29 protein-coding genes and 1 pseudogene are annotated in these 24,074 nt (G+C 36.3%); 5 read left to right on the top strand and 25 right to left on the bottom strand.

From position 1 onward, the window contains the following. Positions 1-39: 39 nt before the first annotated feature. Positions 40-906 carry a pyrroline-5-carboxylate reductase gene (gene proC, locus ACFFIT_RS12350; protein ID WP_385878079.1) on the bottom strand — a complete coding sequence of 289 codons (867 nt, stop codon included), beginning with the start codon at positions 904-906 and terminating at the stop codon, positions 40-42. Between the two features lie 46 nt (positions 907-952). Then, a complete protein-coding gene (locus ACFFIT_RS12345) occupies positions 953-1,681 on the bottom strand; it encodes a YggS family pyridoxal phosphate-dependent enzyme (protein ID WP_385878077.1) in 729 nt (242 codons plus the stop codon). A 202-nt stretch (positions 1,682-1,883) separates the two neighbouring features. Between ACFFIT_RS12345 and rdgB the strand changes: the two genes are divergently transcribed. Together rdgB and hemW are read left to right on the top strand one after the other, a co-directional pair. Further along, on the top strand, positions 1,884-2,504 hold the full coding sequence (rdgB, locus tag ACFFIT_RS12340; RefSeq protein ID WP_385878075.1) for an RdgB/HAM1 family non-canonical purine NTP pyrophosphatase: 621 nt from the start codon (positions 1,884-1,886) through the stop codon (positions 2,502-2,504). 7 nt (positions 2,505-2,511) lie between these two features. After that, complete coding sequence (gene hemW / locus ACFFIT_RS12335) at positions 2,512-3,666, top strand: radical SAM family heme chaperone HemW (RefSeq protein WP_385878074.1); 1,155 nt, start codon at positions 2,512-2,514, stop codon at positions 3,664-3,666. Positions 3,667-3,789: 123 nt separating this feature from the next. Here hemW and ACFFIT_RS12330 read toward each other — a convergent pair whose 3' ends face one another. From ACFFIT_RS12330 to coaE, 7 genes and pseudogenes are all read right to left on the bottom strand, one after another. Next, the gene (locus ACFFIT_RS12330; protein WP_385878072.1) at positions 3,790-5,049 is read right to left on the bottom strand and encodes an MFS transporter; all 1,260 of its coding nucleotides are present in this window, start codon (positions 5,047-5,049) and stop codon (positions 3,790-3,792) included. Positions 5,050-5,154: 105 nt separating this feature from the next. Further along, on the bottom strand, positions 5,155-5,547 hold the full coding sequence (gene rpsI / locus ACFFIT_RS12325; RefSeq protein ID WP_385878070.1) for a 30S ribosomal protein S9: 393 nt from the start codon (positions 5,545-5,547) through the stop codon (positions 5,155-5,157). A 14-nt stretch (positions 5,548-5,561) separates the two neighbouring features. After that, positions 5,562-5,990: a 50S ribosomal protein L13 gene (gene rplM, locus ACFFIT_RS12320; RefSeq protein ID WP_385878068.1), complete on the bottom strand. Its 429-nt coding sequence runs from the start codon at positions 5,988-5,990 to the stop codon at positions 5,562-5,564. Between the two features lie 798 nt (positions 5,991-6,788). Beyond that, positions 6,789-7,520, bottom strand: a pseudogene (locus ACFFIT_RS13380) (tRNA nucleotidyltransferase/poly(A) polymerase-related protein); the annotation flags it as partial. A 160-nt stretch (positions 7,521-7,680) separates the two neighbouring features. Next, on the bottom strand, positions 7,681-9,138 hold the full coding sequence (gene mltF, locus ACFFIT_RS12310) for a membrane-bound lytic murein transglycosylase MltF (RefSeq protein ID WP_385878064.1): 1,458 nt from the start codon (positions 9,136-9,138) through the stop codon (positions 7,681-7,683). 23 nt (positions 9,139-9,161) lie between these two features. After that, entirely contained in the window at positions 9,162-9,902 is a 741-nt protein-coding gene (locus ACFFIT_RS12305; protein ID WP_385878062.1) for a cell division protein ZapD, read from the bottom strand. Between the two features lie 14 nt (positions 9,903-9,916). Then, on the bottom strand, positions 9,917-10,546 hold the full coding sequence (gene coaE, locus ACFFIT_RS12300; RefSeq protein ID WP_385878060.1) for a dephospho-CoA kinase: 630 nt from the start codon (positions 10,544-10,546) through the stop codon (positions 9,917-9,919). A 230-nt stretch (positions 10,547-10,776) separates the two neighbouring features. Between coaE and ACFFIT_RS12295 the strand changes: the two genes are divergently transcribed. Next, positions 10,777-11,916 carry a chorismate mutase gene (locus ACFFIT_RS12295; RefSeq protein WP_385878165.1) on the top strand — a complete coding sequence of 380 codons (1,140 nt, stop codon included), beginning with the start codon at positions 10,777-10,779 and terminating at the stop codon, positions 11,914-11,916. 78 nt (positions 11,917-11,994) lie between these two features. On the opposite strand, the gene lexA is transcribed toward ACFFIT_RS12295, so the two are convergent. Continuing rightward, the gene (gene lexA, locus ACFFIT_RS12290) at positions 11,995-12,621 is read right to left on the bottom strand and encodes a transcriptional repressor LexA (protein WP_385878058.1); all 627 of its coding nucleotides are present in this window, start codon (positions 12,619-12,621) and stop codon (positions 11,995-11,997) included. 213 nt (positions 12,622-12,834) lie between these two features. On the opposite strand from lexA, the gene nhaA reads away from it, so the two are divergent. Both nhaA and ACFFIT_RS12280 read left to right on the top strand, forming a co-directional pair. Further along, the gene (gene nhaA / locus ACFFIT_RS12285) at positions 12,835-14,022 is read left to right on the top strand and encodes a Na+/H+ antiporter NhaA (protein ID WP_385878056.1); all 1,188 of its coding nucleotides are present in this window, start codon (positions 12,835-12,837) and stop codon (positions 14,020-14,022) included. Positions 14,023-14,236: 214 nt separating this feature from the next. Beyond that, a complete protein-coding gene (locus ACFFIT_RS12280; protein WP_385878053.1) occupies positions 14,237-15,628 on the top strand; it encodes a Do family serine endopeptidase in 1,392 nt (463 codons plus the stop codon). A 71-nt stretch (positions 15,629-15,699) separates the two neighbouring features. On the opposite strand, the gene dusA is transcribed toward ACFFIT_RS12280, so the two are convergent. The 15 genes from dusA to rpsN all read right to left on the bottom strand — a co-directional run bounded on the left by dusA (position 15,700) and on the right by rpsN (position 24,068). Then, positions 15,700-16,707, bottom strand: a complete 1,008-nt coding sequence (dusA, locus tag ACFFIT_RS12275) for a tRNA dihydrouridine(20/20a) synthase DusA (protein WP_385878051.1) — start codon at positions 16,705-16,707, stop codon at positions 15,700-15,702. 74 nt (positions 16,708-16,781) lie between these two features. Continuing rightward, positions 16,782-17,198, bottom strand: coding sequence for a 50S ribosomal protein L17 (gene rplQ / locus ACFFIT_RS12270; RefSeq protein ID WP_385878049.1), 417 nt, complete (start codon positions 17,196-17,198; stop codon positions 16,782-16,784). 35 nt (positions 17,199-17,233) lie between these two features. Then, a complete protein-coding gene (locus ACFFIT_RS12265) occupies positions 17,234-18,223 on the bottom strand; it encodes a DNA-directed RNA polymerase subunit alpha (protein WP_385878047.1) in 990 nt (329 codons plus the stop codon). Between the two features lie 31 nt (positions 18,224-18,254). Continuing rightward, complete coding sequence (gene rpsD / locus ACFFIT_RS12260; RefSeq protein ID WP_385878045.1) at positions 18,255-18,875, bottom strand: 30S ribosomal protein S4; 621 nt, start codon at positions 18,873-18,875, stop codon at positions 18,255-18,257. Between the two features lie 30 nt (positions 18,876-18,905). Next, a complete protein-coding gene (gene rpsK / locus ACFFIT_RS12255) occupies positions 18,906-19,295 on the bottom strand; it encodes a 30S ribosomal protein S11 (protein ID WP_385878043.1) in 390 nt (129 codons plus the stop codon). 14 nt (positions 19,296-19,309) lie between these two features. Further along, positions 19,310-19,666, bottom strand: coding sequence for a 30S ribosomal protein S13 (gene rpsM / locus ACFFIT_RS12250; RefSeq protein ID WP_385878041.1), 357 nt, complete (start codon positions 19,664-19,666; stop codon positions 19,310-19,312). 135 nt (positions 19,667-19,801) lie between these two features. Beyond that, positions 19,802-19,918, bottom strand: coding sequence for a 50S ribosomal protein L36 (gene rpmJ, locus ACFFIT_RS12245; protein WP_385878039.1), 117 nt, complete (start codon positions 19,916-19,918; stop codon positions 19,802-19,804). Positions 19,919-19,948: 30 nt separating this feature from the next. After that, positions 19,949-21,274 (bottom strand): preprotein translocase subunit SecY, encoded by a 1,326-nt coding sequence (secY, locus tag ACFFIT_RS12240; protein ID WP_385878038.1) that lies wholly within the window; start codon positions 21,272-21,274, stop codon positions 19,949-19,951. A 7-nt stretch (positions 21,275-21,281) separates the two neighbouring features. Next, complete coding sequence (rplO, locus tag ACFFIT_RS12235) at positions 21,282-21,716, bottom strand: 50S ribosomal protein L15 (RefSeq protein ID WP_385878036.1); 435 nt, start codon at positions 21,714-21,716, stop codon at positions 21,282-21,284. Positions 21,717-21,719: 3 nt separating this feature from the next. Then, the gene (gene rpmD, locus ACFFIT_RS12230) at positions 21,720-21,899 is read right to left on the bottom strand and encodes a 50S ribosomal protein L30 (protein WP_385878034.1); all 180 of its coding nucleotides are present in this window, start codon (positions 21,897-21,899) and stop codon (positions 21,720-21,722) included. Between the two features lie 16 nt (positions 21,900-21,915). Next, entirely contained in the window at positions 21,916-22,416 is a 501-nt protein-coding gene (gene rpsE, locus ACFFIT_RS12225; RefSeq protein ID WP_385878032.1) for a 30S ribosomal protein S5, read from the bottom strand. Between the two features lie 12 nt (positions 22,417-22,428). Further along, positions 22,429-22,782, bottom strand: coding sequence for a 50S ribosomal protein L18 (gene rplR, locus ACFFIT_RS12220; RefSeq protein ID WP_385878030.1), 354 nt, complete (start codon positions 22,780-22,782; stop codon positions 22,429-22,431). 9 nt (positions 22,783-22,791) lie between these two features. Further along, positions 22,792-23,325, bottom strand: coding sequence for a 50S ribosomal protein L6 (gene rplF / locus ACFFIT_RS12215; protein ID WP_385878028.1), 534 nt, complete (start codon positions 23,323-23,325; stop codon positions 22,792-22,794). A 13-nt stretch (positions 23,326-23,338) separates the two neighbouring features. Next, positions 23,339-23,731, bottom strand: coding sequence for a 30S ribosomal protein S8 (gene rpsH, locus ACFFIT_RS12210; protein WP_385878027.1), 393 nt, complete (start codon positions 23,729-23,731; stop codon positions 23,339-23,341). A 31-nt stretch (positions 23,732-23,762) separates the two neighbouring features. After that, positions 23,763-24,068: a 30S ribosomal protein S14 gene (rpsN, locus tag ACFFIT_RS12205; RefSeq protein ID WP_385878026.1), complete on the bottom strand. Its 306-nt coding sequence runs from the start codon at positions 24,066-24,068 to the stop codon at positions 23,763-23,765. Positions 24,069-24,074 lie beyond the last annotated feature (6 nt).

The raw sequence follows: 24,074 nt of genomic DNA, 5'->3' as shown, positions 1-24,074 counted from the left end.
GGCTTTAACATTTGATTTAAGAAACATAATTGGTTTTAATTATGAATTATCTTCAGCAAAAGAAATTGACATAGCTTTGGATTTTTCAGCAGCTGCAGACATAGCGGCTTTAATAGTCATTTCTAAATCAAGCTTGTCAAATGTATTAAGTGCTTGCTCAGTAGTGCCTCCCTTGGAAGTCACCTGATCTGCAAGTGTTTGAAAAGATAATTCTGGTGCTTCACAAGCAAGCAATATGGCACCTTTTGCTGATTGCAGAACTAAACGCTTTGCCTCTTCTTTAGAACAACCTAATTGAATAGCTGATGCTTCTATAAATTGCATGAATTTAAAAAAATAGGCTGGTGAACTTCCAGCAGTGGCTATAAAAGCATGCATTTGTGATTCATCTTCAAGAAAACAAACCTCTCCCACACTCTTCATCAATTTTTGAACAAAAAGTTTGGCGCCTTCTGAGGTTTGCAAAGGACAGAAAATTCCACTCATTCCTTCACCAATTAATGCGGGAGTATTAGGCATTACTCTCACTATTTGTACTGACTCACCTAACCACTTTTTATACTGAGCTGTATCTATACCTGCCGCTAATGTAATCACTAATTTGTCTTTTAAATTCACTTCATTTTTTAATTTCAAGCATACTTCTTGCATCATTTGTGGTTTAACCGCAAGTATAATTGCATGCGCTTCTTTGGCATTACGCTTATTATCTTCTTTGTGTAACACACCATAAGTATTACTTATGAATTCTCTATTTTGTAGCGAAGGAGCACTGACACAAATGGCTTTTTTCGGATAGCCTGTTTTCACTAGACCTGCAATTATGGCTCTTGCCATGTTACCAGCGCCAATAAAAGCTAAATTAGGGTAAACATTATCTCCTAAACGTATAGGTGTATTTGGCATAAAATCCTCTTTTTCATTTAATCATTTATATATTCACAAAAGTTATTTATCGACTGTAGTCACGTGCCCCAAAAATTGCAGAGCCAATACGGACCATTGTGCTACCGGCTTTAATGGCAATCTCAAGATCTTCGCTCATTCCCATTGAAATAGTGTCAATCTGGGATTCGGGATAGATGTTTTGCAACTCATTAAATTTAAATTTCAGTTCACTAAGCACTCTATAATGATTGTCAAGCTCGCTCTTTGACGGAATCAAGGGAAGAGGAGCGGGGATGGCCATTAATCCTCTAAAAACAAGCCTCTCTTCAGATCTAATGGCTTCTATGAGCTGTTCAGCTCCATTCAGATATATCCCAGACTTGCTTGTCTCTTGACTGATATTTATTTGAACCAACACATTTAGTTTAGATAAATGTGCGGGTCTTTGCTTTCCAAGCCGAGAAATAAGTTTGAGGGAATCAACCGTATGAATCCAGTCAAAATGTTCAGCAACCAATTTACTTTTGTTACTTTGTAATGGCCCGATAAAATGCCACTCTAATTTATTGGCATAATCACTGTCAGAAAAATATTGAATTTTTTTAATGCCTTCTTGGACATAATTCTCTCCGAATACATACTGGCCAGCCCTAATCGCATGCTCGATATCTTCTACCGGTTTTGTTTTACTGACAGCAACAAGAGAAATATTGTCTTCACTCCTTGCAGCGTTAAATTTGGCCTGATTAATTTGATTTCTGATTACATCTAAATTCTTAGCTATATTATTCATAAAAATACTCATGTCAGTTTAATCATCTTTTGTCTATCTTAGCATGCTTTAGTGCTTTTAATAACCTAGACAACTGAGTAAAATCTGTTTTATTTTATTAAATAAGTTATGATAGACTTAATTTATTTAAGAATTATACTCAAATGCAGGTTATTTCTATCCTTTATTTTATTTGACTCATTAAATTTAAAGAATCCATCTTATGAAAAAAATTATTCTCGCAACAGGCAATCCAGGAAAAGTAAAAGAAATTCAACCTCTTGTTGAACATTTGGGTTTACAAATAGAAGCTCAGTCCGCTTATCATGTGGAATCTGTTGAGGAAACTGGTTTAACATTCGTAGAAAATGCGATTTTAAAGGCAAGGCATGCCGCTTCAAAAACTGGTCTACCTGCTTTAGCTGATGATTCAGGCTTATGCGTTGATGCGATCAATGGTCAGCCTGGTATTATATCGGCAAGATATGCTGGAGGATCAGCAACAGACGAAGAAAACAACTTAAAACTGATTCATACTTTGGCAGCTATAAAAGAGCACTCTCCACAGATCATTTTTCATGCATCATTTTATTGCGCTCTCATTTATCTCCCTTACGCTGACTGCCCATCTCCTGAAATATTTCAAGGAGTCTGGCATGGAGAGATCATTTTAACACCAAGAGGTGAAGAAGGATTTGGTTATGATCCTTATTTTTATGTTCCTAAACTGGGTAAAACGGCAGCACAATTAACCGTAGAAGAAAAAAATCGAGTTTCACACAGAGGGATTGCATTACAGTCACTAAAACATTATTTTCAAAACCTATCCCCATCAACAATATAAATCATTTATGACTTTGACTAACATTCACAACCAAATACAGTTGCCCCCTTTAAGCCTTTATATTCACATTCCTTGGTGCATTGAAAAATGCCCTTATTGTGATTTTAATTCTCATACATTTAAATCTAAATTACCAGAAGAGGATTATATAGATCATCTGCTCTTAGATTTAAAACAATCTTTGCCTTTAATCTATAATAGAGAAATAAAAACAGTCTTCATAGGTGGAGGTACACCTAGCTTACTATCCGAAGCCTCGATGCAAAAATTGCTCAGTGGAATAAAAACCATTGTAAACATTTCACCTGATGCAGAAATAACCATGGAGGCTAACCCAAACAGTGTTGAAGCGGACAAATTTTTAAGTTTTAATCAAAGTGGTGTTAACCGTCTTTCAATCGGAGTGCAAAGCTTTCATCCGGATAAATTGAAACGACTAGGTAGAGTTCATAACCAAGAAGAGGCAATAGCTGCTGCTCATATAGCAAGCCGCGTGCCTTTCCAAAGTTTTAATTTAGATATCATGCATGGATTACCTAATCAATCTTTAGATGAAGCCATGGCCGATTTAGATCAAATGATTCAACTAAATCCACCTCATTTTTCCTGGTACCAATTAACAATAGAGCCGAATACAAACTTTGCGTCTAAACCACCTCAACTCCCAGAAGATGATTTATTATGGGAAATATATATAAAAGGCCATGAAAAATTAACACAAGCTGGATATATACAATATGAAACGTCAGCGTACGCTAAACAAGGGTATCAATGCGCACATAATCTCAATTATTGGCGTTTTGGTGATTACATAGGTATTGGTTGTGGTGCCCACGGAAAAATAACCCATCTAGATGGAACGATTGAAAGAATTCAAAAAATAAAACACCCTAAAGGTTACATGGCAGGAACCTATTTAGATAAGTCATGGCTAGTCGCTAATGAGGAAAGACCATTTGAATTTTTTATGAACCGTTTTAGATTGTTTGAACCCACCCCTAAAGCAGAATTTGAAACATTTACTGGATTAACTCTCTGTGCCATTGAATCGTCAATAACAGAAGCCATAAAAAAAGAGTTCATCACTGAAAATTTAACTCATTGGAAAATTACAGATAAAGGAAAACTCTTTTTAAATGATTTGCTTGGCTTATTCATTTAAATATCAATTTATTACTTCACTCAACATATTAAGCAACTAGAGCCTAAGTAACGCATTAACAGCCTTATTATACTTAGGTTTATGACTATTTATGGTGTTATTAAGTACACAGAGAATGTACAATTAAAGCCCTTTTGATTTTTTATGTATTAAAATAAAACGATAAGCAAAATAGCACCACGCAAAAATGCAGATAAAAGAAATCAAATTGAATCCGAACAAATCCATTTTTAAATAAACTACATTAGCTATTTCAATACCTATTGCAAACATGATGGCATTTATCATGCCTAAGCCTGCAGATACGGTTCCTTTGCTTACATGGCTTGAGAACAAGGTTAGCCTATATAGTCCTGCATTAGCCACACCTAAGCCATAGGCATAAATTGAAACCCCTATAACCATAAACTCAAAGGCATCTGGGATAAAGAGTAACCCTAAAACGGCAATCAATACACCTAAAAGCATAGGGAATGCCCCAAGAAAAATCGGTCTTGTGACTGCTACTTTACCCGTTAATTTTGTTAAGGTGAAATTACCACATAGTAGAGAAACAAATACAGGGATTTGCAACAAACTGTAGGCTTCATTAGAAAAATTCCTATGTTCCATAAAAATCATAGGAGTTTGTGCAATCCAAGTCAAAAGGGGAATAACAGCAAAGCCTATTGCTAAAGCTCCTCTTAAAAATTGGGGGTTGGTCAGCACCTGCACATAATCTCTATAAATTTCCTTAACAACAAGAGGGTTATCTTTTAAAGGGGCACTTTCTGGCATAGATTTAAAAAGTCCTGCAAAAGCAATCAAGGACAAACCTGCAAAAAGAACAAATATCATTTGCCAAGGAACATATTTAATCATTTCACTTCCCATCAATGGCCCAAGCATAGGGGCGATGAGAGAGACATTTGCCATTATTGCAGTCAATTTAATTGCAATAGTTTCACTAAACGAGTCTTGAATAGCTGCGTAGCCAACCGCTCCAATAAAACATAAACCTATTCCTTGTAATAATCTGATAGCCATAAACTGTTCTATCGAATTAGCTAGTAATATCACAAGGCACATTATCATAAAAAATAATACACCACTTAGCATAACAAGACGTCGACCTTTTCTGTCTGCCAATGGGCCTATGATCCACTGTAATATCATGCCTCCAATGATGTAATAACTCATTGATTTAGTGTTCCACTCTTCACCCGCATTAAAAAAAGGTAATATATGCTTAGGCATAGCAGGCTGAGTCATATCATTGCCTATATATACGGTAAATTCAAATAAAACCAAGCAAATAGGAAAAAGGAGTATTGACCACCCTAAGGCTCTTAAAGAACTGTTTTGAGAATTGTTTTTGGGATTGCTTTGCGTTGTATTTTTCATGGTTGATGTCGCTGTGTGACTTATACAAAAAAAGACGGGAATGACCCGTCTCTTTTAAAGTTTTGCAATATCCCAGAAAATACTGGGATATTGACAATAAAACGATTAACGTTTTGAGAATTGTGGACGTTTACGTGCTTTACGTAGACCAACTTTCTTACGTTCAACTTGACGAGCATCACGAGTAACAAAGCCAGCTTTACGTAATTCAGGACGTAAAGTTTCATCATATTCCATTAATGCACGAGTGATACCATGGCGAATAGCACCTGCTTGACCTGAAATACCGCCACCTTTAACAGTGATGTATAAGTCAAATTTTTCAGTCATTGACAATAACTCTAATGGTTGACGGACTACCATGCGAGAAGTCTCACGACCAAAATACTCTTCTAAAGTGCGTTTATTGATCACGATATTACCAGTACCTGGTCTGATAAATACACGAGCAGTTGAGCTTTTGCGGCGCCCTGTACCGTAGTTTTGATTAACAGCCATTTTATATACCCCGATTAGATGTCTAAGATTTGCGGTTGTTGCGCTGCATGATTATGCTCTGCACCAGCGTAAACTTTAAGTTTACGGTACATGTCACGACCTAATGGACCTTTAGGTAACATGCCTTTTACCGCAATTTCAATAACACGCTCAGGATGACGTTCAATCATTTGCTCAAAGGTTGCTTCCTTCAAGCCACCAACATAACCTGTATAACGATAATACATTTTATCGGTGCGTTTTTTACCTGTCACTGCAACGTTTTCAGCATTGATAACGATGATATAATCACCTGTATCCATGTGAGGAGTGTATTCAGGTTTATGCTTACCGCGAAGACGACGTGCAATTTCACTTGCTAAACGACCTAATGTTTTACCTGTCGCATCGACAACAAACCATTCACGTTTGATTGTCGATGGAGTAGCTGTAAAAGTTTTCATTATTAATTTACCTAATTTTAAAATAAAACCACTTTTGAATCATTTGATTCACCGTTAAAAAATCGAATTCTTACCCCTTCGAGTTAATTCAATTGGGCTAGTGTTTTGGGAATAAACAGTAGCGTAACGTGGGTCGCAAGATTATACAGTGTATTCATAAATTCTCAATACTAAAAAGGAATATTTTTAAAACAAAAGAGATTATTTAAATTCAATAGAACTGCATTCCTTAAATTTACCTTATTATTGCCTATAGATTTATTGGACTAACTTTAATCTATCGTATTTTTTTAATATCTCCGTAATTATGGCTTTTTTTTCTGTAATTAGTGCCTCTTTAATTTCTATGCCAGCTAGCCCCATATCAATATATTTTTTTGCATTAATCGCCTCTAATTGGGTGTGTAGTTCTTCTAGAAACTGTTTCTTAAGCCTATTCTGCTGTAAGGTCATTTCACAGTTTGGTTTATTGATTTTTGAGATAAGAGAGCTCATAGAGATATAATGATCTAAGTTTTCAATTTGCCTTGGATAATTTATTGTCGCTAAAAGCGCTAGAATTTCATTAGCTGAGAGTTCAAAAAGTTTTTCCCATGACCCTATTTGAGACGCAACCCAAACCATGGCTGTAAATTCATTACTGATGCGTAATTCATGAAAAAAAGCGTTAAATTGAGCTTTATTCATTCTTTCTATACTAATTTTCGTGATATCACTCAACAAGACGGCAAACCTTAACTCAGGGGAATCTGTTATTTGGCTAATTTTTTCAAGATAATTTAGAGTTTTATCATTGATCAATTTATCAAATTCAGGATAAATTTGTTCTAATGCTTTGGTGTCTTGTAAAAACTTAAAATAGACATGAGGACTGTCTGTCTTAAGTGCTTTTAATGATTCTACCCATACACGCTCTTTTGTTAGCTCGGTTAACTCTCTATTACTGACCATTAACCCTATTAACTTTTGAGTCGTTATATCAATTCTAAAACCAAGAACATAAAATTGAGCATAAAAACGGGCTAATCTAAGCACTCTAAGAGGATCTTCTTTAAATGCCTCTGAAACATGTTTAAGGGTTTTAGATTTCAAATCACTCAGACCATAAAAAGGGTCTACAAGATAGTGTGCAACATCCTGGGCATTTATTGCATATAAGCGTTTAAATTTAATAAGTGCTTTTTCTGCAACAATACAATCAGTGTGATCTTTTTTAAATGCCTCAAAATCAAATGCGATGGCATTTATGGTTAAATCGCGACGGAGCAAATCTTCTTCGATAGTGACATCCTCTGAAGCAAAACAAGCAAATCCTGTGTAACCTACGCCTATTTTTCGTTCTGTTCGAGCTAAAGCATATTCTTCATGGGTGGTTGGATGTAAAAAAACAGGAAAATCCTTACCTACAGGGATGAATTTTTCTTTCAGCATTTGTTCGGGGTTTGATTGCACAACAACCCAGTCATGATCCTTAATAGGTAACTCAAGCAATCCATCACGCACAGCTCCACCGACTAAGTATATTTTCACTGGCAAACCTATCCTCTATTTTTTCGCTCAATCTTAGTCAATCTATCTATTACGACTAAATCAATTAGAATTTTAATGTATTGAGCATTTATATGAAATGTAAAACTATATATTAAAATAACATTCTGCTAGAAAGGAATTCTTAGCAACATATACATAATCAAGATTTTTCTATTCGTTTAGACTCTATATCCTCAAGTCTATCAAGGCCTAAAAGCGTGGTATAAAAACGCCTAATATTTTCTACATAAATTAACGCTTCATCACCGCGCGCATAGCCATATTTTAAATCCGGGTAAACGTTTTCATCTCGCAGCTTAGGCAAATGGTTTTTCAAATCATGCCATTTATCAGGATCACCTCCACTTTGTAGAGTCAATTCTCTCGCATCCCATAAATGTCCGATGCCCATATTATATGCTGCTAAAGCAAACCAGATTTTATCATCTTCATCTACGGTTTGAGGAATTCTTTTGAGAAGAAACCTAAGATATTCTATTCCTCCTATTATACTTTTTTCTGTGTCTAATCTATCATCTACACCTAAATACTTCGCAGTATCTAGCGTCAGCATCATCATTCCCCTAACACCGGTTGGAGATTTAGCCTTAGGATCCCAATGGGACTCTTGATAAGCAATAGCAGCAATTAAACGCCAATCAAATTCACCCGCATATTGCTTAAATAACGGTTCAAATTCTGGTAATTTTTTTTCGACAGCTTGCACAAAATAATACGTTTGAGACTTATCAAATGAACTGATGATATTAAAATATTTTTCTGCTAATTTCGCTAATAAAGTTTCTGTTTCGTTTGATGCATGAAATGACTTAAATGCGTTTAGCAACGATTCATCTGCACTAGGTGAATAGAAAAACCATGCAAATTCTTCATTCTCTGAAATATTAGCTATAATTTTCAGGTTCGGTTCAATCCGTCGAAAGAGTGCTGCAGAAACAGAGTCAACTAAAGCAAAATCACTTTCCTTATTTGCTAAGTTAATAAGTGGAATAAACGAGTTATTATCTTGATGTGCAATAACAGTGGAGAACTTAAATTGATGACTTTGATCCGAATTATCTAAAGTGTAATTTTTGTTTGAGGGATCTTGTTTTAATATGTCTTGTGCCGAAGTCTGATTTTTAATAGATTGACTTAAAGATAATATGCCTAATGATTTTTTTTCCAACTCATTAGCTTGATAAGTATGCAATGACACAAGTTGCAAATTATGGGTATAAAGTGCAGGCCCCTTCACCCAATTTGAATTAGGTGCATTTGAAACTCCTATAATAATGTCCACTTCCTCCTGAATTTCATCGATTGATGCGATATGTTCTATGTCTAATTCAAGTCCTAAGCTAGTCACAAAGGCATCAACCAATTCAACATTAAAGCCCTTAGAATAATCTGAATCAACCAATGAAAAAGGGGAATTAATCACTCTGACCACTAATTGATTTTTACTCATCAAAGAAGCTAAGTGATTATTCTTTTTATCGGATGACTCATGCTCATGCCAATGGGAGAACATTGAAAAAAAAGAGGGTATAAGTAATGCACTTAGAAAAAATGTGGTCAAACCAACTCGCCATTTCAGTGATAGAGATTTTGTCATAATCAACTAATAAACAAAGTAACTTAGCATGTGGCTAATGTAAAACTTAATTGTTCAGGAACAAAACCTGCTTCAGCATCATAAGGTAAAAATCTAATCATAAAACGATTTTTCACTCCTGAAACCTGAGGATAAATTAAGTCTTGAGTTGACAAATGTAATCTCAACAACTCTTTATCTTCAGCGACATCTTGAAAAAAACCTTTTTTAGCGACTACTTGCTTGAGCTGCCCCATATTACGAGTCAAATCATTAATTGTTGCTATCACTTCATAAAGTATTTCTAGAGGTCTAAACCAATCGTTGATAATCTCTTGCTGCCGATATTTAGGTAAATGTAACCATACATGAAATGTTGGCAAATCAAAATTACAGCAGCCACCGGGTATAGCAATTCTTTGACGTACTACATTTAATAATTTATCGTTTTGTAAGTGGGTATTAAAGCGACCCGCTTGTTTGATGCCCTCAGATAGGGATTTTAACTTATTTTGCCAGTTACTTATAACATTCTGATCAACATCTGCAGCTTGTGACCAAAAAGAAAATTTTGCCTGAAATCTATCTAAATCCTTATATAAGTCGACTTTAATGTCTCCTCTTTCAAGGACTTCTGAAATTTCAATTAGTGACCTTAAATGGTTGATCGCCATTGATTCAGAGTCAATTTCTTTACTGCAATTTATTGATTTAAAGAGGTACTCAAGCCTAAGCCAGGTACGCATTTTTTCTGTTAACGGGTGTTCAAAAATTATTTCTGTCATGTAATTACTTTATCCTAACGACTACTCTTCTTAAATTTCTTAGCTAATTGTATATAGTGATGATGTAACAACTTCACTTGTTCTTTCATTTCATCCAAAGGCAAATGACCATTTAATATATCATCTGCCATATTTATCCTCTTCACACGTGGAATTTGAGCTTCAATAATCTTTTTTACTTGTGCTTCACTAACACAGTCTCTATTAATTGTCCTTTTAATTTGAATAGATTCAGGTACATCAATAACAAGAACTCTTTGGGCTTCATGGTTAAGTTTATTTTCAAAAAGCAAAGGAACAACCCAAAGCACATAATCAGATGTTGCTTCATTGAAGTAGCGTTGTGTTGTTTCTTTTATCAAAGGATGCAAAATTGCATTTACTTTGTTTTTGATTAATAAAGCGTTTTCATTCTCATTAAACATCATGTGACGTAAATACGCTCTATCTAAGGTACCATCTGGATTTAAAATAGAGTCTCCTAAAAGAGTCACTAACTGCACGAGTCCTTTTGATTTAGGTAAAACAACTTCCCTGGCTATAATATCGGCATCAACTACAGATACACCAAGTGCTTCAAATTGTTGACTTACAGTTGTTTTACCGCTACCAATGCCTCCAGTAAGGGCCACTTTATATTTCACCTTACCACCTTTAAATTAAAATCGGTTAAAGAAACTGAGAAGATTATCATTTTATTCATTGGGCTTAATCTGTTATTATCAAATGAGTATAATATCACTCTTATGACAGAGTATGAATAAAACTTTTTTATCTATTTTGTCAAACCTAGGCCTTGACACAAGTGCTACCCTATTAATTACGCTACAAATAATAAGCATAATCTATGCATTAAGATAAGCGAGTTCTAATGATGAATAACCCAATTTTGATTGACATACGTGACAAAATCACTGATATAGATGAAAAAATACTTACCCTCTTGAGTAGCAGAATTGAATTAGCTACTGAAGTAGCTAAAATAAAATTGGAAATACATAAACCTATTAAAGATGTTGCTAGAGAAGATGAGTTATTAAATCGTTTAGTCAAATTAGGGAAATCTTATGGGTTAGATGAATCATTTGTCATCAGCCTGTTTAAAACAATTATTGCCCAATCTGTTCAAACTCAACAAAAGTGGATAAACCAGCAGATCAACAGCACCGAAAGTAATACAGCTAGAGTTGTTTTTTTGGGACCTAAAGGTTCCTACTCGCATGTAGCTGCAAGAGAATTTGGTCGAGCAAATCTTGATAAAATAATAGAATGCTACGCTCATAATTTTGAAGAAATATTCCAAACTGTAGAACAAGGCCAAGGAGAGTATGCAATTGTTCCCTTAGAAAACAGCAGCTCAGGTGCAATTAATGAAGTTTATGACTTATTGCAAAATACACATCTTTTTGCAGTAGGTGAAAAAATTATTCCAATAGATCATTGCCTCATGGGCATAACGCCTATATCACTAGATGAAATCACCACTGTATATAGTCACCCTCAACCCTTCCAGCAATGTAGCAAATTTTTAGCCCAATACCCAAATTGGAAAGTGGTTTATTGCGAGAGTACAGCATCTGCGATGGAAAAAGTAAGTCAACTCAACTCTAAAGGACATGTTGCAATTGGAAGTCAAGCAGGGGGAGAAATGTATGGATTGTCTCTTATACAAAAGGCTCCTTCTAACCAAGGGCAGAATATGACTAGGTTCTTAATATTAAGCAGGCAAAAAAACGAAATACCAGAGCATATACCAAGCAAAACAACCTTTTTAATGGCAACTGGACAACATGCCGGTGCTTTAGTGGAGGCATTGGTGATACTAAAAGAACATAATATCATCATGAAAAAACTTGAATCAAGGCCGATGAAGGGAAATCCTTGGGAGGAAATGTTTTATATTGATGTTGAAGGAAATAGTAGTTCAAGTCATTTACAAAATGCCTTGGAAGCCTTAAGAAAACAAACTCGTTTTCTTAAAATTCTTGGTTCTTACCCTACTGACAATTCATGATGCCATTATAAAAACCAATAGCTTCCTTGAGGTGATTTGTAGTTATCTTAAGGAAGATAACTTCCTTAATCAAACACTCTATAGAAATGATTTGTTACGAATTACACCAACAGCGAGACCTTCAATAGCAAACTGTTCAATTCGCAAATCCACTGCAATCGGTTCAAATTCATCATTCTCCGCAATTAAATAAATAATATTACCTTCTTTTTTCAATCTTTTCACAGTCACTTCATCGTTAACTCTTGCAACCACAACTTGCCCATTTCTGACTTGCTCAGTCTTATGCACAGCCAAAAGATCGCCATCCATTATTCCTATATTTATCATTGATGTACCCTCCACTCTCAATAAATAATCTGCGCTTGGCGTAAATAAATTCGCATCCACTTGGAAATAACTGTCTATATTTTCTATTGCAAGCACAGGTTCACCTGCAGCCACTTTACCCACTAAAGGTAACCCCTCAGGTTCCTTTTGCAATACATCCTCATTGATTAATAATTTAATACCTCTTGATGTTCCAGCCAACATTTCAATATAGCCTTTTTTTGCTAATGCTTTCAAATGCTCTTCAGCAGCGTTGGCAGAGCGAAAACCTAATTGCTTTGCAATTTCTTGTCTCGTTGGTGGCATGCCCGTTTCATGTATAGCATCTTTTATTAATTGATAAATCTCTTGTTGTCTATTAGTTAATGATTTCATAATTATCTCCTAAGATATTTCTTTGCAAGAAATATGTTAAACTGGCAAAGACTGAGTTAATTATATCACATCTGTATAAAATAACAGTGTTTTTATTTACAGTTTATATTTTTATATATAACATTGCTTGTGTAAAACTATTGGCAAGAAGTTACAAGAAGTAATTATCACAATGAGATAGTAAATAAACCTTAATTGTTTATGGAGAAAAAGATGGAAGAATTATTTAGACGTTTTATCAAATTTGAAGCGAGTGGAGGAATAATCCTCATTATAGCTGCGATGATTGCATTACTCATCGCAAATAGTCCACTAGGGGGAGTGTATGATACTGTGCTTCATCTTTATTTCACAATAGGAATAGGTGAAATAAAAATACAAGAATCTTTATTACATTGGATTAACGATGGCTTAATGGCTATTTTTTTCTTGGTGATTGGCTTAGAAGTTAAAAGAGAATTACTCATAGGAGCACTTAACACGAAAGAAAAGGCATTATTTCCTCTTATTGCTGCGATTGGCGGTATCGCTATTCCTGCAATTATTTTTGTGTTGTTTAATCTTTTTTCTAGAGAAACATTGCGTGGCTGGGCGATACCAACGGCTACAGATATAGCTTTTGCTGTAGGGGTGCTTTCATTATTAGGCTCTCGTATTCCTATGACACTTAAAATATTCCTACTGGCTCTTGCGATCATTGATGATTTGGGCGCTATTTTAATCATCGCATTTTTTTATACAAAAGACATTTATTGGGAAGCTATTGGCGTGGCAGCTATTGCTAGTTTCATTTTGCTATTAATGAATATGCTAGGCATCAAAAAAATCACTCCTTATATGCTTATAGGGATAATACTTTGGGTAGCCGTTCTTAAATCAGGTGTACATGCAACAATTGCTGGGGTAATCATAGGATTTTCTATTCCTCTGCGTCCGAAGAAATCAGATCTGCTGCATCAGACAGAATCACCATTAGAACGCTTAGAGCATACACTTCATCCATGGGTTACTTGGTGTATTCTTCCTCTCTTTGCCTTTGCTAATTCAGGTATTGAATTGGCAGGCATTGAACTTAGCAAAATTGCAGGTCCCTTACCTTTAGGGATTGCGCTTGGTTTATTGTTAGGAAAACCAATTGGGATTTTTTCCTTTGCATGGTTCGCTATAAAAAGAGGAATATGCAAGCTCCCTGAAAATGTTAATTTCGGTCAAATACTAGGAGTATCATTTATTTGCGGAATAGGATTTACCATGTCTATATTTATTAGTATTTTGGCCTTTGATGAAGCTAGCAAAGAACTTATAAACTATGCTAAGGTTGGAATTCTGTCTGGATCAATTGCATCAGGGATTATTGGGTATTTATTGTTAGTAGCAACCTCTAAGAAACAATCCCAATAATACATAGACGAAATTTTTTGTTTTTATTCAGCTTTAAATGTTGTTTTAATAACTTATAAAATCAAGTTACCAATTTAAACAACTTTACAGAAATAGGTCTTTCAATTTTAATAAGTGCCTATATAGTATGAATGACAAGCGCAAAACTTTTAGGTTTACATCCTAGAAGCTTTGAATAATATCAAGTAATAACATTACTTAACTAGGAGCAATTATGTACCTATCAAAAAATAAAACGTCCAAATTATTTACAGCCATTGCATTGAGCTTAGGTTTATACTTAACCCCCTACATGAGTGCAGAAGCGAGTCTGCCTGCAGCGATCATCGAAGAGCAATCACTTGCACCTATGCTTGAAAAAGTACTTCCTGCAGTCGTTTCGGTGAAAGTATCAGGTGAAAGACAGAGTCAAAGAACTAACGAAATTCCTGAAGAATTTAGATACTTCTTTGGTCCAAACTTCCCCGGAGATAGTTCAAGACAAAGAGGCCCTAATAAATTCTCAGGTTTAGGCTCTGGTGTCATTATTAACGCAAAAGATGGCTATATAATCACAAATAATCACGTCATAGAGGGGGCTTCAGAGATACGCATTCAACTCAATGATGGTAAAGAGTTCGATGCTAAATTAATAGGCAGTGATGCACAGTCTGACATTGCCTTACTAAAAGTTGAAAACCCTGAAAATTTAACAGAAATCAAAATTGCTGATTCGGATGCATTAAGGGTGGGTGATTTCTCTATTGCGATAGGAAATCCTTTTGGATTAGGCCAAACAGTTACTTCAGGTATTATATCCGCATTAGGTAGAACAGGGCTAAATCTAGAAGGTTTAGAAAACTTTATACAAACGGATGCATCTATAAATCAAGGAAACTCAGGTGGTGCATTGATTAATCTAAATGGTGAGCTAATTGGTATTAATACCGCTATATTAGCGCCAGGTGGTGGTAACATTGGGATTGGCTTTGCTATTCCTAGTAATATGGCAAAAAATCTTAGCCAACAATTAATTGAGCATGGCGAGGTAAAACGCAGCATACTGGGTATTAAAGGTAGTGAAATGACGCCAGATATCGCAAAAGCTTTCAACGTTGAAGCTCAAAGAGGGGCATTTGTAAGTGAAGTACTATCTGATTCAGCTGCTGATAAAGCAGGAATCAAATCAGGAGATATATTAGTCTCATTAGAAGGCAAACCACTTAAAAGTTTTGCTGAACTCCGTGCGCGCATTGCAACAACACCACCAGGTGAGGAAGTGAATGTGGGTCTAATTAGGGATGGTAAAGAATTAGATGTCAAAGTGACTTTGTTACCTGATTCAGTTAATACTGCAAATGCTGAAGACATATCTCCATTCTTGACTGGGGCTGTACTTGTAGATCATTCGAGTGATGACGGTTTAAAAGGTGTTAAAATCGAAAGTGTAGAAAAAAATTCAGTAGCTGAAAGATACACGTTGCAAAAAGATGACATCATTATCAGCGCAAACCGTACACCAGTTGAATCAGTAAGCCAATTGAAAAAAATATTGCAAGATAAACCTAAAGTCGTTGCGTTAAATATCATTAGAGGGAATAGTAATATATACTTAGTATTTAGATAATTACAGGCCTAAACCAATCAAAAACCCCTGTTCATTTTTAATCCAGGGGTTTTATTTTTGCATCTAGCTGATTATCTAGCATTTTTTATGTGCAAAAGTGCATTTTCAAGAATACGATTATCTGCAGAAGGCCTATGAGCTAATTCACTTAAATCCCTTCTCCATTGTTTAGATCCTTTAATCCCAGTAAATAAACCAACCATATGCCTTGTAATATGAGATAATTTATTACCTTTTGAGAGTTCATTTTCAATATAGGGATATAGAGATTCAACAGCTAGGATCGCTTTTTCAACCATTTTATCAGATGAAATATCAAAAGCTAGGGGTTGCTCATCAAAAAATAGTTTGTCAACACCTAATAAGATCATGGGGTTTTGATATGCTTCTCTGCCTAACATCACACCATCAACATGTTGTAAAAGAGAATGGGCTAGATTAATGTCCTTCAGCCCTCCATTTAAGATGATAGTTAACTCAGGAAAGTCATGCTTTAATTTGAATACTCTGTCGTAATCAAGTGGTGGTATTTCTCTATTCTGTTTAGGGCTAAGACCGTTTAGCCAAGCTTTTCTGGCATGAATAATAAAATGGGTACACCCTGACTTTTTTTTGATAGTTTCGATAAAATTCACTAAAAATTCATAAGAATCTAATTCATCAATACCAATACGCGTTTTAACAGTGACTGGAATATTGACTGCGTTACTCATGGCATCAATACATTCTGCAACCAGATCAGCCTCAGCCATAAGACAAGCACCAAATTTACCATTTTGCACTCGATCTGACGGGCAACCTACATTCAAATTGATTTCATTATACCCATAACTTTCCGCTTTTTTTGCACAGAAAGCTAATTCTGTAGGATTTGCCCCCCCTAATTGAAGCGCAATCGGCGATTCAATTTGATTAAATAAAAGATGATCGTACTTACCGTGAATAATTGCACCCGTAGTGATCATTTCAGTATACAGCATAGCATTTTTTGTTAGGCTACGATGAAATACACGGCAATGTCTTGTTGTCCAATCGAGCATTGGAGCGACTGAAAATCGATGAGAAAAAAAGGATGACATTATAATATCCATTAAAATAACAGGCAAAAAAATACCCACATAAGTGGGCATTCTTAATTAAAGAGTAATTTAAATTACGCTTCAGTAGTGTTTTCAACCGCAGGGCGGTCAACAAACTCAATATAGGCCATTGGTGCATTGTCACCAGGACGGAAACCAGCTTTTAATATTCTAGTATATCCACCTTGACGGTTAGCAAATCTTGGACCTAAATCATTAAATAATTTCATAACTACATCAAAAACAATTTTACCATTTTTGTCACGAACCGCAGGAACACGAGTACGAGCAAAGGCAATACGACGATTAGCTACACTATCATTTTTAGCTAGTGTAATTAATGGTTCTACAATACGACGCAACTCTTTCGCTTTTGGTAGCGTAGTGTTTATGATTTCATGCTCAATCAATGAGGCAGCCATATTACGAAACATCGCTTGGCGATGGCTACTGTTACGATTAAGTTGACGTCCACTTTTACGATGACGCATAACTATATCCTTCTTATAAGACTATAAATAGTCGATCAATCTTCTGCAATGCTTGCAGGGGGCCAATTCTCAAGACGCATACCAAGAGATAACCCACGTGAGGCAAGCACGTCTTTAATTTCAGTAAGAGATTTCTTACCTAAATTAGGAGTTTTAAGCAACTCAACTTCTGTTCTTTGTACCAAATCACCAATATAGTGAATAGACTCTGCTTTTAAACAGTTTGCAGAACGAACTGTCAATTCAAGATCATCAACAGGTCGTAAAAGGACAGGATCAAATTCAGGTTTTTCTTCTTTCACTTCTGGTTGACGAACATCACGTAAATCGACAAATGCATCAAGTTGCTCAGCAAGAATAGTTGAAGCACGACGAATAGCCTCTTCAGGTTCGATGGTACCATTCGTTTCCATCTCGATAATTAATCTATCAAGATCGGTACGTTGTTCAACACGAGCAGCTTCTACATTATAAGAAATACGATCAATAGGGCTAAAAGAAGCATCTATTAATAAACGACCGATAGGGCGCTCATCTTCATCAATGTGTAAACGTGCAGATGCTGGTATATAACCTCTACCACGCTGAACACGAATACGCATAGATAAACTAGAGTCTGGTTGCGTTAGGTGACATATGACTTGATCAGGTTGCGCAATTTCAACATCACCAGGAATGGTAATATCACTTGCGAGAACAGGACCAACACCTGTTTTATTCAAGGTAAGCATGACATCATCCTTACCATGAACCCTAATTGCTAAACTTTTAAGGTTCAACAATATTTCCAGAACATCTTCTTGTACACCTTCTTTTGTGCTGTATTCATGCAAAACACCATCTATTTCAACTTCTGTGACTGCACAACCAGGCATAGAAGACAATAAGATACGGCGCAAAGCATTACCAAGCGTATGTCCAAAGCCGCGCTCTAATGGTTCCAAGGTAACTTTGGCATGAGTTAAACTTAATTGTTCAATCTCAACTAATCGTGGTTTAAGAAATTCTGTTGCAGAACCCAGCATTGTGTCCTCTCTTTAACAAAGCTTTAAAACATTACTTAGAGTAAAGTTCGACAATTAAACTCTCGTTAATATCAGCCGACAAGTCAGAACGCTCTGGCTTACGTTTGAATATTCCTTCGACTTTACTAGAATCAACTTCAATCCAAGTTGGTTTTTCACGTTGATCAGCTAACTCAAGAGCTGCTGTAATTCTAGCTTGTTTTTTGCTTTTTTCTCTAATCGTAATTGTGTCATTTGGTGAAACTTGGTAAGAAGGAATATTTACAACTTTACCATTCACTAACACAGATTTGTGGCTTACTAATTGTCTTGATTCAGCACGAGTTGAACCAAAGCCCATTCTGTAAACAACATTATCTAATCTGCCTTCAAGTAACTGAAGAAGGTTTTCACCTGTGTTACCTTTAAGACGAGTTGCTTCTTTGTAGTAATTACGGAATTGACGTTCTAAAATACCGTACATACGACGAACTTTTTGCTTTTCTCTTAACTGAACACCATAATCTGAAAGACGTGGTTTACGTGCACCATGCTGACCAGGTGCTTGTTCAATTTTACATTTTGTGTCGACCGCTCTGACGCCTGATTTAAGGAATAAATCAGTGCCTTCACGACGGCTCAATTTGAGCTTTGGCCCTAGATATCTAGCCATTGTTATTTCTCCAATAATCCAATAGTAGTATTAAACACGACGCTTTTTAGGAGGTCTGCAGCCGTTATGTGGAATAGGTGTTACATCAGTGATGTTCGTGATACGAAAACCAGCTGCATTTAATGCACGAATCGTTGATTCGCGGCCAGGACCAGGTCCTTTCACCATTACTTCAAGGTTTTTAATGCCATATTCTTTTACAGATTCAGCACATCTTTCCGCAGCTACTTGCGCAGCAAATGGAGTAGATTTACGTGAACCTCTAAATCCAGAACCACCAGCAGTTGCCCAACCTAAAGCATTACCTTGACGATCTGTTATAGTCACTATTGTATTATTGAAAGAAGCGTGGATATGAGCTACACCATCCGCGACTTGTTTTTTGACACGCTTACGCGCGCGTACAGGAGTTTTTGCCATGATAGATTACCCTATTATTTTTTAATTGGTTTACGTGGACCTTTTCTTGTGCGAGCGTTTGTTTTAGTTCTTTGTCCGCGTACAGGTAAACCTCTACGATGACGAACACCACGATAGCAACCAATGTCCATTAAACGTTTAATACTTAGAGTAACTTCACGACGTAAGTCACCTTCAACAGTGTACTTAGCTACTTCTTCACGAAGTTTTTCGATTTGCTCTTCATTGAGCTCTCTGACCTTCAAACTTTCAGGAATACCCGCCGCTGCACATATTGCTTTAGAACGAGTTTTACCGATACCATAAATTGACATCAAGCCAATTACAGCGTGTTTTTGGTCAGGAATGTTTATGCCTGCAATACGGGCCACTGTGCACTCCTTAGTTAAAAAAATAAATAAAACAACAGCTAAGCGCTGAAAAGCCCGTTTTCAGGATACTCAAGCTTAGCTGTTACATTTAAAGCACATCACAATACCAAAAATTTTAAAAAAAGCAAGCTTTTTTTAACCTTGACGTTGTTTATGCTTTGGTTCGCTACTACAGATAACTCTTAAAACACCGTGTCTTTTAATTATCTTACAATTACGACAGAGTTTTTTAACTGATGCTCTAACTTTCATAGATACCTCATCACTATATTGATCGATTTCTTATCGACCGCTATTTCTCAAATTAGCTTTTTCAAGCGCTGGACCATACTGTGTAGACATGAGAAGAGATTGAACTTGTGCCATAAAATCCATGATAACAACAACAACGATTAACATTGATGTACCACCTAGATTAAAAGGGAGTCCAAAGAAACTTTTCATGAGATCAGGAACTAAACAAATAAACGTGATATACAATGAACCAACTAAAGTTAATCTAACGGTAATGGCATCAATATGTTTAGCAGTTTGCTCACCTGGGCGAATCCCAGGAATAAAAGCACCTGATTTTTTTAAATTATCAGCAATTTCTCTTGGATTGAACATTAATGCTGTATAGAAAAAGCAGAAGAAAATAATAGCTGAAGCTAATAGAATAATATACAAGGGTTTGCCTTGCTCTAAAGCTAAAGAGATATATGTTAACCAAACAAATTTCTCACTCGTTCCAAGCCATGTGGTAATAGTAGCAGGGAAAAGAATAATACTCGTTGCAAAAATAGCTGGTAATACACCCGCCATATTAATTTTTAACGGTAAATGAGTTGATTGTGCTTGGTATACTCTTCTACCTTCTTGTCTTTTGGCATAATTTACTACAATCCTGCGCTGACCTCTTTCGATGAAAACAACGAAATAAGTCACGGCTAATACAAGAATACCAACACCTAATACCAGAATGATATTCGAGCTGTCTTCTCTTGCCATCTCTAATATTTGAGCTATTGCTGATGGGAATCCAGCAACAATACCAGCAAAAATTAAAATTGATATTCCGTTACCAACACCCCTTTCTGTGATTTGTTCACCTAACCACATCAAAAACATGGTACCAGTGACTAAACTCACTACAGAAGTGAAATAGAAGGGGAATCCAGGATTTAAAACCAAACCAGCTATCATGTTAGGTAACCCAACAGATATACCTATAGCTTGAATGGTAGCAAGAAATAAAGTACCTATACGAGTGTATTGAGTTATTTTTTTCTTACCAGACTCACCTTCTTTTTTTAATTCAGCTATACTTGGAACAATTGCCCCAAGTAACTGAACGATAATGGATGCAGAAATATATGGCAAAATACCCAGCGTGAATATAGAAGCTCGGCTCATGGCACCACCTGAAAACAAGTTAAACATGTCTAACATGGTACCACTACTTTGTTCCATTAATTGCGCTAGCACAGCTGTATTTACACCAGGAATAGGGATGTAAGAACCAATACGGAATACAATTAAAGCACCGATTACGAATAATAATCGACTTTTTAATTCTTGCATGCCACTTTTAGCACTTTGAAATTCTAAGCCTGGTTGCTTTGCCATATCTTAATTATTCCTCAATTTTTCCACCGGCAGCTTCAATTGCTGCACGAGCACCTTTAGTTGCTCCAATACCTTTAAGAGTCACTGCCTTTTCAATTTTACCTGAAAGAATTACTTTAACAGTTTCGACTTGAAGATCAACTAAGTTAGCTTCTTTTAATGCAGCTAAATCGATAACATCGCTGTCAACTTTAGCTAATTCATTAAGACGAATTTCAGCATTAAATTTAGCTGTGCGCGAAGTGAAACCAAATTTAGGTAAGCGTCTGTATAAAGGCATTTGACCACCTTCAAATCCACGACGAACTGTACCGCCCGAACGTGCTTTTTGACCTTTGTGACCTTTACCACCAGTTTTACCTAAACCAGAACCAATACCACGTCCAAGCCTCTTTTCACTGTTACGTGAACCTTCAGCTGGAGAAAGAGTATTTAAACGCATAAACTACTCCTCTACCTTAATCATATATGATACTTGATTGATCATGCCGCGAATCGCAGGAGTGTCCTGACGCTCAACAGTATGTCCAATACGACGTAGACCTAGACCCATTAGCGTTGCTTTATGTTTAGGCAAACGACCAATTGAACTTTTAGTCTGTGTAATTTTAATTAATTTAGACATTTCAATCCCCTATCTATTATCCGATGATATCTTCGATAGACTTACCACGTTTAGCAGCAATCATTTCGGGTGATTTCATTGCAGCCAATGCATCCATAGTAGCTCTCACTACATTGATTGGATTTGTTGACCCATAAGTTTTTGCAAGTACGTTACGCACACCAGCGACTTCAAGAACAGCACGCATAGCACCACCAGCGATGATACCCGTACCTTCATGCGCAGGTTGCATAAATACACGTGAACCTGTATGTGTACCTTTAACAGGGTGGAATAAAGTGCCATCGTTAATAGATATTGTTATCATATTACGACGAGCTTTTTCCATCGCTTTTTGGATTGCAGCAGGAACTTCTCTAGCTTTACCATATCCAAAACCGATACGACCATTACCATCTCCAACAACTGTTAAAGCCGTAAAACTAAAAATACGACCACCTTTAACAGTTTTTGAAACACGGTTCACAGAAATTAATTTTTCTTGCAGGTCACTCGTTTGTTTCTCGTTGTTTACCATGTTGATATCCTCTTAGAACTGAAGACCAGCTTCACGCGCTGCGTCAGCTAATGCTTGAACACGACCGTGGTATTGAAAACCTGAACGATCGAATGCGACTGAGCTAATGCCTTTTGCAAGTGCTTTTTTAGCAATTGCAGCACCTACTGCAGAAGCAGCATTAATGTTACCTGTATACGCTATAGTAGATTTAACTTCTTTATCTAAAGTTGATGCAGATGCTAAAACTTCATTACCATTTGGTGCAATTACTTGCGCGTAAATATGGCGAGGGGTACGATGAATAACTAAACGAGTCGCCCCTAACTCTTTCATTTTTTTACGGCTACGAGTAGCACGCTTAATCCGAGCAATTTTCTTATCCATTGTATCACCTTACTTTTTCTTAGCTTCTTTAGAGCGAACAACTTCGTCAGAATAACGAATACCTTTACCTTTGTATGGTTCAGGACGACGATATGCGCGGATATCTGCTGCTACTTGTCCTAAAAGCTGTTTATCGTTACTTTTTAGTACGATTTCAGTTTGAGAAGGACATTCAGCGCTAACACCATTTGGCAATTCGTGCTCTACTGGATGTGAATAACCGATAGTTAAAGCAACACTGTTACCTTTAATTGCTGCTCTAAAACCAACACCAACTAACTGTAGTTTTCTAGTAAAGCCTTCAGTAACACCTAAAACCATATTATTAATTATAGATCTAGCAGTACCTGCTTGAGCCCAACCATCAACAGCATCTTCTTTTGGTGAAAATACGATTTGGTTATCTTCTTTAGCAACATTAACAGCTTTGTTTATTAAACTGTTTAATGTACCATTTTTACCTTTAATAGTAATTTCCTGTCCATTAATAGCTACTTCTACGCCACCAGGAATTAATATAGGTGCTTTTGCAACACGAGACATATTTTCCTCCTAATTAAGCGACATAGCAAATGACTTCACCGCCCAGACCCGCTTGGCGAGCTGCACGATCAGTCATAATGCCTTTAGATGTAGAAATAATTGCTATTCCTAAACCAGCCATTACTTTTGGTAACTCATCCTTTCTCTTATAAATTCTAAGACCTGGACGGCTAACTCTCTGAATTGTTTCTACTACTGGCTTACCCTGGAAATATTTCAAAGTAAGTTCTAATTCAGGTTTAATGTCACCTGTAATTTTATAATCTTCAATGTATCCTTCTTGTTTTAAAAGTTGTGCAATTGACACTTTTAACTTAGAAGATGGCATTAAGACAGCAACTTTAGCTGCTGCTTGACCATTACGGATACGGGTTAGCATATCCGCTATAGGATCTTGCATGCTCATAAGGTATTTCTCCCGTGATTAATATTTAATATTACCAGCTCGCTTTTCTAAGACCTGGGATTTCCCCACGCATAGCAGCTTCACGCAATTTGATTCTACTTAATCCAAATTTACTCACTATACCGTGTGGACGACCTGTTTGGCGGCAACGGTTACGTTTACGAGATAAACTTGAATCACGTGGTAGGCTTTGTAGTTTCATCACAGCATCCCAACGTTCTTCATCTGAAGTTTTAGGATCTGAGACTAGCTTTTTAAGCTCCATGCGTTTTGCAAAGTATTTTTCAGCTAATTGAGCACGTTTTGCTTCACGAGCTTTCATTGATGTTTTAGCCATTGTTTA

Origin of the sequence: Thorsellia kenyensis, from assembly GCF_042432445.1 — a bacterium.
GTDB classification, from domain to species: domain Bacteria; phylum Pseudomonadota; class Gammaproteobacteria; order Enterobacterales; family Thorselliaceae; genus Thorsellia; species Thorsellia kenyensis.
The sequence above is the reverse complement of the archived record's forward strand: the minus strand, read 5'-3'. Positions and strand labels throughout refer to the sequence as shown.